This is a genomic window from Sporosarcina koreensis, assembly GCF_042655825.1.
Lineage (GTDB): Bacteria > Bacillota > Bacilli > Bacillales_A > Planococcaceae > Sporosarcina > Sporosarcina koreensis.
The window spans coordinates 191,412-204,283 of sequence record NZ_JBHSNP010000026.1; the positions used below are offsets into that span (position 1 = coordinate 191,412).

A 12,872-nucleotide genomic window follows, 5' to 3' on the forward strand; every position below is an offset into this window, starting at 1 on the left:
AAGGCGAAAAGATGCTTGATATTTACTTTAATGACGAAACGGGAAAAGTGACTGAAGACATTACACAACTTATAGAAGATGTCTTGAATCATGCCGCTGGAATGGAGGAGCTTTCGGATCATCCCGAAGTGTCCGTCACTTTTATGACAGACGAGGAAATCAGGAGAATAAATGCCGAATACAGAGGGAAGGACCAGGCGACCGATGTCATTTCCTTCGCGCTCGAGGAGATGACGGAAGGGGAAGTCGCCATTGTCCCGGAAGAGGGAATGCCAATTGTCCTCGGGGATATTCTGATTTCAATTGAGACGGCGGCACGGCAAGCAGCTGAATATGGCCATGATGAAAAGAGGGAAATCGGATTCCTGGCATTGCATGGATTCCTACATCTTCTTGGATACGATCATATGACAGAGGAAGACGAAAAGAAGATGTTTGGAAGGCAAAAGGAAATCTTAGCTTCTTTCGGCCTGGAAAGGTAAGCTGCAATGCATCCTTTCTTAAAATCTTTCCATTATGCCTTAAAGGGGATAAGGCATGGCCTGCTTACTGAACGGAATTTTAGATTCCATGCCTTTGCAATAGTCGTTGTCTCAATTTCAGGCATTTTAACGGGTCTCAATGCGGTTGAATGGAGTATTATTTTCATCCTCTTCGGTGGGATGACCGCTTTGGAATTGATCAATACTGCGATTGAAAAGACCATCGACCTTGTAACAAAAGAGATGCATCCTCTTGCAGGACAGGCAAAGGATCTGGCAGCTGGGGCTGTCTTGATGTTCGCATTTTTCGCCGCAATCATTGGAATGATCATCTTCATTCCGAAATGGTTCTAATAAAAAATTATGTAGAGGTGTAATTATGGATAAAGTGAAATTGATGGAAGAAGCACAAATAGCACGTGAAAAGGCATATGTTCCATATTCAAAATTCAAAGTCGGAGCTGCATTGCTGACTACTGATGGCCAAGTAATACATGGCTGCAATATCGAGAATTCAGGATATAGCATGACGAATTGTGCAGAAAGAACGGCATTCTTTAAAGCAATTTCAGAAGGAATTACCGAGTTCAAAGCATTGGCGGTAACGGGCGATACGGAAGGCCCGATATCACCATGCGGCGCATGCAGACAGGTGATGGCTGAATTTTGTGATTCGGACATGCCGGTCTATTTGACGAATTTGAACGGCAACGTGCAAGAGACGACTGTAGGAGAGTTGTTGCCGGGGGCGTTCTCCAAGGAGGATCTTGATTATGCAGAAGGACAGCAATAATTTTAAATCCGGCTTCATTTCCATCATCGGCCGCCCGAATGTCGGCAAATCCACATTTTTAAATCGGGTTGTCGGTCAGAAAATCGCCATCATGAGTGACAAGCCGCAAACGACGAGGAATAAAGTGCAAGGCGTCGTTACGACAGAAAACTCTCAACTCGTTTTCATCGACACTCCGGGAATTCATAAGCCGAAGCATAAGCTTGGGGATTTCATGGTGAAATCAGCACGTAATACGTTAAAAGAAGTCGATGTCATCATGTTCATGGTGAATGCGAATGAACCGATCGGCGGTGGAGACAGATTCATTATCGATTTATTGCAAAACACGGAGACGCCTGTCTTTCTTGTCATCAATAAAATCGACCTTGTCCATCCCGACGATCTGTTGACGATCATCACTTCATATACGGAGGAGTATGACTTCGCAGAAATCGTTCCGTTGTCCGCTTTGAACGGAAATAATGTCGAAAGGTTAATGGAAACATTGACGGACTACTTGCCGGAAGGACCGAAATATTATCCGGACGACCAAGTGACAGACCATCCTGAGCGTTTCATCATTTCTGAATTTATTCGCGAAAAAGTTTTGCACTTGACCCGGGAAGAAATCCCGCATTCCGTCGCTGTTGTCATCGAAAAGATCGAAAGGGATGAAAGCCGCGGACTTGTTGATGTGGCTGCTACCATTGTTGTCGATCGCGATTCCCAAAAAGGGATTGTCATCGGCAAGAAAGGTGCCCTATTGAAGGAAATCGGAACAAAAGCAAGGCATGATATCGAAATGCTTTTAGGGTCAAAAGTGTATTTGGAATTATGGGTGAAAGTACAGAAGGATTGGCGCAATAAACCAGGCCAACTCCGGGAATTCGGATTCCGCGAAGACGAATATTGATTAGGAGTGGTGTCCTTGCTGAATAAATGGGAAGGAATCATCCTGAAGAGTATGCCATACGGCGAATCGAACAAGATTGTCACTCTCTATACGCGAGAGGCGGGGAAAATGACTGCAATGGCGAGGGGTGCAAAAAAACCGGCCAGCCGTTTAGCCGCCGTGACGCAGACATTCACATATGGCTACTACCTCCTAAGATCTGGACGTGGAATGGGGACGCTTGAACAGGGGGAGCCGATCGATTCGATGCGGCATATCCGCGAGGACCTTGAAGCGACGGCTTATGCCAGTTACATAGTGGAGCTGATCGACCGATTGACGGAAGACCATGGACAAGGACCGAATGTCTTCGGTTTACTTTATGAAGCATTGCACGCAATCAACGAGCAATACGATCCTGAAGCGATCGCTTTGTTCGTGGAATGGAAGATGCTTCCTGTGGCGGGAGTCCATCCCGTCCTGCATCAATGTGCGAACTGCGGAGCGACCGAGGGGGAATTCGCATTCTCGTTTCAGGAAATCGGATTCCTTTGCCATCGCTGCTTCCAAATCGACCCTTATCTTGTGAGGATCACACCGACCCAACTGAGGCTGATCCGCACCTTCTTCACAGTTCCAATCCAACAGGTAGGTTCGTTGAATTTAAAAAAGCCGACTAAACAATTCATGAAAAAGATCGTACGAACTATTTATGACGAACAGGTGGGAGTCCGATTGAAGTCCCGGTCATTCCTAGACCAGCTGGAGCGGACTCCCGAATTGTTGCCGCAAAAAGAAAAACCGGAGGAACAAGGCGAATGACCTTTCCTCCGGATTTTTATATTAAAATATGAGATGTTTTTCGATATAGTCTTTAACATCCGCAATCGGCATACGGACTTGTTCCATCGAATCACGGTGCCTTACAGTCACTTGGCGATCCTCTTCAGAATCGAAATCATATGTGATACAGAATGGCGTTCCGATTTCATCTTGTCTACGGTAACGTCTTCCGATCGATTGGGAATCGTCGTACTGAGTCGCGAAATGCTTACGCAGCTCTGCATATACTTCATCCGCGCCTTCTGAAAGCTTCTTGGATAATGGAAGGACCGCCGCCTTGATTGGAGCTAGGGCAGGGTGGAAGCGCATAACAGTACGCTTGTCATCTCCCTCGAGCTCTTCTTCGTCAAATGCATCACAAAGGAATGCCAATGTTACACGATCGGCTCCGACAGACGGCTCGATGCAATAAGGGATGTATTTTTCATTCGTTACTGGGTCTTGATAATGGAAGTCTTCGCCTGAATGCTCCATATGACGGGATAAATCGAAATCTGTACGGTTCGCGATGCCCCATAGCTCACCCCATCCGAATGGGAATTTGTATTCGATATCTACAGTTCCTTTCGAGTAATGGGAAAGCTCTTCTTCATTATGTTCGCGCAAGCGGATGTTTCCGACTGTCAAACCGAGGTCCAATAGCCATTTCTCGGAGAAGTCTCTCCAATACTCATACCATTTCATGTCTTCGCCAGGCTTGCAGAAGAATTCCAATTCCATTTGTTCGAATTCGCGAGTACGGAACGTGAAGTTTCCTGGTGTGATTTCATTACGGAAGCTCTTACCGATCTGTGCAATTCCGAATGGCATCTTTTTACGCATGGAACGTTGAACATTTTTAAAGTTGACGAAAATCCCTTGTGCCGTTTCTGGACGTAAAAAGATTTCGTTAGCTGATGAATCCGTTACACCTTGTGAAGTTTTGAACATCAAGTTGAACTGACGGATTCCTGTGTAATCCATTGCACCACAATTCGGGCAGACAATATTATGTTCTTTAATAAGCTCTTCCATCTTTTCGAATGGCATGCCGTCTACGACAAGCTCAATGCCTTTTTCATCCAATGCATCTTCGATCAGCTTATCCGCACGATGGCGCGTTTTACATTTCTTACAATCGATCATCGGGTCGTTGAAATTTCCGATATGACCGGAAGCTTCCCATACTTTAGGGTTCATGAGGATCGCTGCATCTAGTCCTTCGTTATAAGGGGACTCCTGCACGAATTTCTGCCACCAAGCTTTTTTGATATTGTTTTTAAGCGCGATGCCGAGGGGACCATAATCCCAAGTGTTCGCCAAGCCGCCGTATATTTCCGATCCGGGAAATACAAACCCTCTCTGCTTCGATAAATTGACAATCTGTTCCATTGAATACATGAAAATCCCTCCAATTAAAATAAGCACCCATCCCCGGACATGAAGTCCGAGGACGAGTGCATAATGACCCGCGGTTCCACCTCGATTGGCCGCCAAAGCGACCCTCTTGAAGAAAAATAGCTCCAGGCTGCCGTTTCATGCCAATACGGGCTTTCACTATCCCCGTTCGCTCAAGGTGGCATTACTTATTGACCTATCTCCGCCTATTGAATTCAGTATTAGTGTAGCACGCTTCCTCAATCTCTGCAATCCATATCGTTGCTCACGGTTTAGATTGATTGTATTTATCATTTTTATAATGTAATCCAAGCCAAGTTGATTTCCGTTCCGAGCGGACGCTTTCCGGGGGGCGGGCGGTGAGCCTCCTCGTTCGCTTCGCTCCTGCGGGGTCTCACCTGTCCCGCTAATCCCCCAGGAGTCGCCGCTCTGCACTCCAATCAACAGAAATGTCACTAAATATGGGTTCGCTTGACTGAGAGAAAACATTAAAAATCAACCAATATAGGGACATAACCCGCATATGATTTGAGGTACAACACCTTTAGGGATTACGATGAACTGAAACGATTAGAGGTATTGGTTCGTCTAACTTGAATAGTAACCAAGAATACGATGGAGGTTAAAGTATATGAATAAAATTATCCTACTCGTTTTATCATTGTCTTTTATGTCATTTACTCTTTGGGGGTGCCAAGAAAAGGACATTGCTTCAAATGCAAATAATGATACTACTGAACAGGATTCAGAAGAACAAGGTCTGACAGAACAACAAGCGAAAGAAAATGATTTGTTAATACTTGATGCAGAAATTAATAGGGTCAGTATTTCAAAATCAAAAGGTAATAGTGCAACCGTTTTTGAAGATGATTTTTCTATTGAAGTATTGAAAAGCGTATTTTCAAGTGCTGTAAAAGAAGGTGGAATAGTAAATATGGCTAATCCTGAGTTTTATGCGGATATTGTCTATGAAAATAAAGACAAACAAAGTTTTCATCTATGGTTGGGTGGGAAGTTTGAAGAAAGCGCCTTAATGAAAACTGATGATACGCATACTATTTACATTCTTCCAGAAGAATCAACTAACAAGATAATCGACTTAATGGAATAATACTAGAACGAGATCTCGAATTTGGGACATTCTAATTGATTGGAGTGTAGATTGGCGACTCCTGCGAACGCCGTTACGAAGAACGGCGTTTGCAGCACAAGCGTAGCGTTGCGAGTAATGTTTTTTGCGACCCTAAAGGAGCAGAATATTGCAGGCTGCCTTAATTTCTGCAAAGAACGCAGAAATACGGCAAATCGAACCCTTCGCTGTTCGATCGGAAAGCGTCCAATCGAAACGGAAATCAATGGTGTTAGTAGCAAGATTGATCTTTTACAATCCACCCACAAACAAACTATTATGACGGTAACGAAGCTGTCGGGTTAGGAATTATGGATGGAAAATGCTATACTAAGCAAGGATATATTATCGAACGATTAGGGCGGTGATTCATATGGAATTGAATAAGCGCCAGACTGAAATCCTTGAAATTGTCAAAATGGATGGTCCGATAACTGGTGAACAGATTGCTGAAAGGCTAAGCCTCGCAAGAGCCACCATTAGACCCGACTTGGCAATTCTGACAATGGCAGGCTATCTGGATGCAAGACCGCGTGTCGGCTACTTCTATTCAGGGAAAAAACCGACCCAATCTGTTGCTGACGGCATGATTGGCATGAAGGTCGGTGATTTTCAATCCATACCTGTAGTTGTCAATGAAAATGTGACTGTCTATGACGCTATCTGTCAAATGTTTCTAGACGACGTTGGTACGTTGTTTGTAGTTGATAAATCCTCATATCTGTCAGGCGTTCTATCACGCAAAGATCTATTGCGTACGAGTCTTGGCAAAAGCGAACTGGATAAAATGCCGGTACATGTCATTATGACAAGGATGCCGAATATTACATATTGCAAGAAGCAGGATTCCCTTATTCAAGCGGCAAAGAAAATGATCGAGCAACAAATCGATTCGCTGCCTGTCGTTACAATCAAAGAAGAAGGACTGGAAGTTGTGGGAAGAATCACAAAGACGAATATTACCCGCGCATTCCTTTCGCTTGCTGAAGACCATGAATTATAAGCGGTTGCCTTTTGAGCAAAATGAAAGAGGAGTGATACAATGAGAAAGTTGACATTGTTCATCGTTTCCGATTCTGTCGGCGAGACAGCGGATTTAGTTGCCAAGGCAGCGGCGAGCCAATTCAGGCACGATCTTGAAACAGTTTCGACAAAGCGGTTTTCACACGTCGAGGATGAATCGCAGTTGCGTGAAATCGCATACTTGGCAAAACAGCAAAATGCAATTATCATTTATACACTTGTAAAAAGCTGCATGCGAAGGAAGCTGAAAGAGGAATGCCAGAGCAATGGGTTGCAATGTATTGACCTGCTAGGTCCAATCGTGAAGGAAATCGGCATGACCCTCGAGGAAAAGCCTTTTGAGGAACCGGGTCTCGTTCGCCAGTTGGATGATGACTACTTTAAAAAAATCGAAGCGATTGAATTTGCAGTGAAGTATGATGACGGCCGAGATCCCCGGGGCGTCCTGAAAGCGGACATCGTTTTAGTGGGCGTATCGCGCACATCGAAAACGCCATTATCCCAATATCTTGCACATCGCCGTTATAAGGTTGCCAATGTGCCGCTAGTACCCGAAGTCGATCCACCGGAGGAGTTATTTAAAATCGATCCAAAAAAATGCTTCGGCCTGGTCATTTCTCCAAGCGTGCTCAATTCGATAAGAAAAGAAAGATTGATAGCACTTGGCTTGAAGGATGACGCGAATTATGCGAGAATCGAACGTATCCAACAGGAGTTGGAACACTTTGAGAAGGTTGTTTCAAAAATCGGCTGTACTGTAATCGACGTATCGAACAGAGCTGTTGAAGAAACAGCCAACCTGATTTTAAGTGAAGTTTCCAATCGAAATTCATAATTGAAACAATAAGAAGGACCACCCAGTGAAAAATGGTTGGTTCTTCTTTTGCGGATTGTGTACAATAGTATATTGTCACACTACGATTATCGTATTTTAGAAAAATATGATTGGAACATGAATTTATTTTGTCGAATAAGAAGGATTTATGAATACTGTCTCGAATCAAGTATGTGAGAAGAGAATGGTGATAGGATGACTAAAATTCCAGAAGAGACAATCGAGGAGATCCGGTCCAAAACGGATATCGTCGATCTGGTCGGCGAATATGTCCAATTGACGAAACGAGGCAGGAACTGGTTTGGATTATGTCCATTCCACGGGGAGAATACCCCTTCTTTTTCCGTTTCAGAGGAAAAGCAAATATTCCATTGCTTTGGTTGCGGTGCTGGCGGAAACGCCATTACCTTTGTCATGGATATTGAAAATAGTCCTTTTACAGAAGCTATCTCCAAGCTGGCCGCGCGGGCGGGCATTGAACTGGAAGTCTCCTTCCACGAGGCTTCCAAAGGCGGAAAATCGAATGAATTCCAGCAAATGATCGAGGCTCATACGCTCGCTGCCAACTTTTATAGTCATTTATTACTGAATACAGTGGAGGGTGAAAAAGCATTACATTATTTGGAGCAAAGAGGGTTTTCCCGTGAACATATCGAAAAGTATGGTATAGGGTGGTCGCTTGACGACCGAGAAGTGCTGACCCAATTGCTGATGCGCAAGAAGTTTGATATGAAGGAGATGGAGCTTGCCGGTCTTTGTATAATGAAAAATGATGGAACTGGGTATTTCGATAGGTTTCGAGGACGTATTATGTTTCCATTACATGACGATAATGGAAATGTCGTCGCTTTCTCGGGAAGGACATTATCCGAATCGAAAGAGGAAGCCAAATACTTGAATAGCCCAGAAACGCCAATTTTTGAGAAGAGCCGTTTGCTCTATAATTTTCACAACGCACGTCTTAATGTTCGTAAAACGGGTAAAGTAATACTGTTCGAGGGTTTTATGGACACAATTGCCGCGGAAAGAGCGGGAATCATGAATAGTGTTGCAGTTATGGGTACATCCTTGTCTGACATCCATCTGAACAAAATGAAAAGGATTGCCAATCAGCTGATCATTTGCTGTGATGGCGACAATGCAGGATGGGATGCAGCGAAACGGTTTGCTGTCCTTTCCAATCAAAAAGGGTTGGATGCGAAAATTGCCCTGTTACCGGGTAAAATGGACCCCGATGAATATATTTCCACATTTGGCGGGGATTCATTCGCTGAAAAAGTGATCGGCAACCCACACTCGTATATGTCATTCATAATGGCTTATTATAAAAGATCTAAAAATCTTTCCCATGAAAACGATGTGTTGCAATATATACACGAAGTGTTGGAGGAACTTGCCTCGAAAGTCTCGCCGGTTGAACGTGATTTGATGATCAGGCAGCTGACGGCGGAAACGGGAGTATCCTCGAACGCACTCAACGAACAGTTGATGAAAAAGGTCGGTAAGCTGGCAAAGCAGGAAAAGACACAGCAACCGGAAGGACAAGCTGTTCCAATGACAGTGTCCAACCGGAAGCTGTCTGGTAGCGACCGTGCCGAAAGGCTTCTGCTTTGCCATCTGTTAAACGACGGAAATTTATTCGACAGAATTCGGGATGACCATCAGGACCTTTTCTTCCGGGAGGAATATGCTGCGATTTTCATAAAGCTAGCTGGATTTTATGAAAAGTACAGCACGCCCGATTTCCACAGATTCGCTGAGTCTCTGGACGATCGGGAGCTTCGGAAGGTTGTTATGGACGCCGCAATGCTTGAGAGGGACCCCGAATTTGCTGAACAAGAAATAAATGATTGCATTCATCATCTTAACAGGCAGCGGATCCATAGACGTATCGATGAGATGATGCATGAATCCAAAGAAGCGGAAAAGATGAATGATCATACCCGGGCACTGGAGCTGGCCAGGGAAATCATACAGCTCCGGAAATCATTATCGGCGATGTAGGCCGTATTCCGGTGAATTAAGGAGGAACGGGTATTATGACTAAAGAGCAGTCTGGAGAAATGGAGCACGAAATGACATTAGATGAAGTGAAAGCAAGTTTATTGGAAGCTGGGAAAAAAGCTGGGGAATTGACCCTTGAAGAAGTGACGGAGAAATTATCCGTCTTTGAAATGGAGCCTGAGCAGTTTGAAGAGTTTCTCGATCAGATCGAAGCTGCAGGCATTGAAATGGAACGTAAAGATGAAGAGGAAGCGAATGCCAAGGACGAAGAACAATTCGACTTGAATGATCTAAGTGTCCCCCCGGGCGTTAAAATCAATGACCCAGTTCGTATGTATTTGAAAGAAATCGGCCGTGTCGACTTGTTGACCGGAGACGAAGAAGTCAAACTGGCAATTGGCATTAAAGAAGGCGTGGAAGCGGAAGAAAAGCTTGCTGAAATGAAAAAACCGGATCCGGCTCTTGTGGAGCTCGTCGAGAAAGGCGAAAATGCTAAGAAGAAGCTCGCGGAAGCCAACCTCCGCCTTGTTGTCAGCATTGCGAAAAGGTATGTCGGCCGTGGCATGCTCTTCCTAGATTTGATTCAGGAAGGAAATATGGGCCTTATCAAAGCGGTTGAGAAGTTCGACCATACGAAAGGCTTCAAATTCAGTACGTATGCGACTTGGTGGATCCGTCAGGCGATTACAAGAGCAATAGCGGATCAGGCTCGTACAATCCGTATCCCGGTCCATATGGTCGAGACGATCAATAAACTGATTCGCGTTCAGCGTCAATTGCTCCAAGATCTCGGTCGTGAACCATCTCCTGAAGAAATCGGGGAAGAAATGGATTTGACCGCGGAGAAAGTGCGCGAAATCCTGAAAATCGCCCAAGAGCCGGTTTCGCTTGAAACGCCGATTGGGGAAGAGGACGATTCGCACTTAGGGGATTTCATTGAAGACTCGGAAGCGCAATCACCATCAGACCATGCTGCCTATGAATTATTGAAAGAACAGTTGGAAGACGTTTTGGACACGCTGACGGACCGCGAAGAGAATGTTTTGCGTCTGCGTTTCGGTTTGGATGACGGCAGAACGAGAACTTTGGAAGAAGTCGGGAAAGTCTTCGGTGTGACCCGTGAGCGGATTCGTCAAATTGAGGCGAAGGCTTTACGGAAGCTTAGACACCCGTCCCGAAGCAAAAGACTGAAGGACTTTTTGGAATGATCACCCGCATCGGCATACATTATGCCGATGCCTTTTAAGTTTGTACGAAATGATGACTAGGGGCGAAGCGAGATGAATGCTCAGCGTAAAAAGATCATTATGGCTGAAATTAATTATTGGAAACAAAATAAATTGCTGCCCGAGCATTACTGTAATTTTCTTATCACGCTTTATTCGCAAGGCGATCTTGAACAGGAAATTAGTGCAACGGATGCAGTTCTGTCGAAAGAAAAAAAGAAGATTAACACTCGCGTTATCTTTATTCAGTTTCTATACATACTTATCGCTTTCGCGGTGCTCGGCATGTCCCTGAAATTATGGACATTTTTTTTCACCGGGAAAATGATGCTGTTAGTCGGGCTATTAATAATGAACTGTTTATTATGGCTTTTAGCCGGAAGACTATTAAAATTGCTTTACTTTACAATTTCAGGAGCCGCAGGGTTAGTTTTGATTGTCATCTTCATAATGAGGACAGTAATCTAGCATCCTTCGAAAGAATGATTGTGACAATACCGACTTTTTCGGTATAATTGAAATGTAAGCGTTCACAACAAAGGGGATGAAGAAAATGAATTTTGACTTGACGGATGAGCAACAGATGATTAGAAAGATGATGAGGGAGTTTTCCGATGAAGTCGTTGCACCGGGTGCAATTGAAAGGGACCGGACAAAGCAATTTCCAATCGAAATCTTCAAGCAGTTGGCCGAAATGGGAATGATGGGGCTGCCGTTCCCGGAAGAGTATGGCGGGGCGGGAGCGGATACGACAAGCTTTGCTATTGTAACAGAAGAGTTGAGCCGTGGGTGTGCATCCACAGGTATTACATATTCCGCACACATTTCATTAGGCGGAGCGCCGCTGAATCTTTTTGGAACAGAAGAGCAAAAGAAGAAATACTTGACACCGATTTCTACAGGGGAAACATTTGGGGCGTTTGGGCTCACCGAACCGAATGCGGGGTCTGACGCTGGGGGAACGCAGACGACCGCGAGAGAAGAAGGCGATGATTTCGTCATAAATGGATCGAAAGTATATATAACTAATGCAAGTTATGCTAAACATTTAGCCCTTACAGCTATTACTGGAAATGAAAATGGCAAGAAGGAGATCAGTGCCATCATCGTGCCGACTGATGCGGAAGGATTCAAGGTTATCGACAATTATGAAAAAATGGGCTTGAATGCGTCCAACACGACCGAATTGGTGCTCGACAATGTCAGAGTTCCGAAAGAGAACCTGCTTGGCAAGCGCGGAGATGGCTTTAAACAGTTTCTCGTCACGTTGGACGGGGGCAGGATCGGCATCGGTGCAATGGCGGTAGGGATTGCCCAGGCTGCTTTTGACAGGGCGTTGAAGTATTCTAAGGAGAGGAAGCAGTTCGGCAAGACGTTATCCGAATTCCAAATTACACAATTCAAGCTAGCCGATATGGCCATGAAGATTGAGTTGGCAAGAAATATGGTATACAAGGCGGCATGGTTGAAAGACCAAGGGCGTCCGTTCACGAAAGAAGCCGCTATGTGCAAGCTGTATGCTTCCGAAATTGCGATGGAAGTTGCGGACCAAGCGATTCAAATTCATGGAGGCTATGGTTATATGAAAGAATATGAAGTCGAGCGCTATATGAGGGATGCGAAATTGTGTGAAATAGGCGAAGGAACATCCGAAGTGCAACGGATGGTTATTGCAAGGCAAATCGGTTGCCACTAAGAAAATTTGTCCAAATTGTCACAAACGGTGAAATGTCTAGGGATAACTCTTTCAGTTTTCATCTGGATACAGTACAATATGAGATGTGCACTGTATACTTTTACAGAATAATTCCTGGTGAAGGAGGGTAATTCGATGAAAAACAATCCTGTTGTGCCTTATATCCTGATTTTCGCGCTAGGATTAGGACTTATTTTCTTCATGTCCTTATACGGTATCGATCAGAAAAAAGAGATCGCTGCAAAGGATGAGGAAGGGAAAACTGAAGAAACGACTGAAGGAGCAGCATCCGAAGATTTTGATCCTGAGGCCTTTGCTCAAGGAAAATGTATCGGCTGTCATGGCGGTGACTTAACCGGTGGAGTGGGACCGAATCTTCATGGTTTGTCATTATCCAAAGACGAGATCCATGACATCATTAAAAACGGTCAAGGCGGAATGCCTGCTTTCGGAGGACAAATCTCCGATGATCAAATCGACCAATTGTCAGAGTACATCCTATCACTTAAATAAGAACGGGAAGCCATCGGGGCGTTATCTAATCGCCTCCGATGGCTTTTTCAATTCTGGCAAAGATCATGAAGTTCCCT

The 12,872-nt window shown here is 44.6% G+C and carries 14 protein-coding genes; 13 read left to right on the forward strand and 1 reads right to left on the reverse strand.

Annotation, left to right across the window (positions count from 1 at the left end; all coding sequences use genetic code 11):
- Positions 1-11 precede the first annotated feature (11 nt).
- Genes ybeY through recO form a run of 5 tightly spaced genes read left to right on the forward strand, consistent with a single transcriptional unit; the run spans position 12 to position 2,971 of the window.
- The gene (gene ybeY, locus ACFPTP_RS12550; RefSeq protein WP_381445390.1) at positions 12-482 is read left to right on the forward strand and encodes an rRNA maturation RNase YbeY; all 471 of its coding nucleotides are present in this window, start codon (positions 12-14) and stop codon (positions 480-482) included.
- A 6-nt stretch (positions 483-488) separates the two neighbouring features.
- Positions 489-836 carry a diacylglycerol kinase family protein gene (locus tag ACFPTP_RS12555; RefSeq protein WP_381445393.1) on the forward strand — a complete coding sequence of 116 codons (348 nt, stop codon included), beginning with the start codon at positions 489-491 and terminating at the stop codon, positions 834-836.
- Between the two features lie 25 nt (positions 837-861).
- The gene (locus ACFPTP_RS12560; RefSeq protein ID WP_381445395.1) at positions 862-1,275 is read left to right on the forward strand and encodes a cytidine deaminase; all 414 of its coding nucleotides are present in this window, start codon (positions 862-864) and stop codon (positions 1,273-1,275) included.
- Entirely contained in the window at positions 1,256-2,170 is a 915-nt protein-coding gene (gene era / locus ACFPTP_RS12565; RefSeq protein ID WP_381445397.1) for a GTPase Era, read from the forward strand. Before ACFPTP_RS12560 ends, era begins: the two co-directional genes overlap by 20 nt.
- A 15-nt stretch (positions 2,171-2,185) precedes the next feature.
- A complete protein-coding gene (gene recO, locus ACFPTP_RS12570; protein WP_381445399.1) occupies positions 2,186-2,971 on the forward strand; it encodes a DNA repair protein RecO in 786 nt (261 codons plus the stop codon).
- A gap of 21 nt (positions 2,972-2,992) precedes the next feature.
- Here recO and ACFPTP_RS12575 read toward each other — a convergent pair whose 3' ends face one another.
- On the reverse strand, positions 2,993-4,372 hold the full coding sequence (locus tag ACFPTP_RS12575; RefSeq protein ID WP_381445471.1) for a glycine--tRNA ligase: 1,380 nt from the start codon (positions 4,370-4,372) through the stop codon (positions 2,993-2,995).
- A 628-nt stretch (positions 4,373-5,000) separates the two neighbouring features.
- On the opposite strand from ACFPTP_RS12575, the gene ACFPTP_RS12580 reads away from it, so the two are divergent.
- The 8 genes from ACFPTP_RS12580 to cccA all read left to right on the forward strand — a co-directional run bounded on the left by ACFPTP_RS12580 (position 5,001) and on the right by cccA (position 12,795).
- Entirely contained in the window at positions 5,001-5,480 is a 480-nt protein-coding gene (locus tag ACFPTP_RS12580) for a YhfM domain-containing protein (RefSeq protein WP_381445401.1), read from the forward strand.
- Positions 5,481-5,871: 391 nt separating this feature from the next.
- Complete coding sequence (locus ACFPTP_RS12585; protein ID WP_381445403.1) at positions 5,872-6,501, forward strand: helix-turn-helix transcriptional regulator; 630 nt, start codon at positions 5,872-5,874, stop codon at positions 6,499-6,501.
- Positions 6,502-6,540: 39 nt separating this feature from the next.
- Positions 6,541-7,356: a pyruvate, water dikinase regulatory protein gene (locus ACFPTP_RS12590; protein WP_381445405.1), complete on the forward strand. Its 816-nt coding sequence runs from the start codon at positions 6,541-6,543 to the stop codon at positions 7,354-7,356.
- Between the two features lie 195 nt (positions 7,357-7,551).
- On the forward strand, positions 7,552-9,360 hold the full coding sequence (dnaG, locus tag ACFPTP_RS12595; RefSeq protein ID WP_381445407.1) for a DNA primase: 1,809 nt from the start codon (positions 7,552-7,554) through the stop codon (positions 9,358-9,360).
- Between the two features lie 35 nt (positions 9,361-9,395).
- Positions 9,396-10,568 (forward strand): RNA polymerase sigma factor RpoD, encoded by a 1,173-nt coding sequence (gene rpoD / locus ACFPTP_RS12600; protein ID WP_381445409.1) that lies wholly within the window; start codon positions 9,396-9,398, stop codon positions 10,566-10,568.
- A gap of 72 nt (positions 10,569-10,640) precedes the next feature.
- Complete coding sequence (locus ACFPTP_RS12605; protein WP_381445411.1) at positions 10,641-11,054, forward strand: hypothetical protein; 414 nt, start codon at positions 10,641-10,643, stop codon at positions 11,052-11,054.
- An 85-nt stretch (positions 11,055-11,139) separates the two neighbouring features.
- A complete protein-coding gene (locus ACFPTP_RS12610) occupies positions 11,140-12,282 on the forward strand; it encodes an acyl-CoA dehydrogenase (protein WP_381445413.1) in 1,143 nt (380 codons plus the stop codon).
- A 135-nt stretch (positions 12,283-12,417) separates the two neighbouring features.
- Positions 12,418-12,795: a cytochrome c550 gene (gene cccA, locus ACFPTP_RS12615; protein WP_381445415.1), complete on the forward strand. Its 378-nt coding sequence runs from the start codon at positions 12,418-12,420 to the stop codon at positions 12,793-12,795.
- The last annotated feature ends 77 nt before the right edge of the window (positions 12,796-12,872 follow it).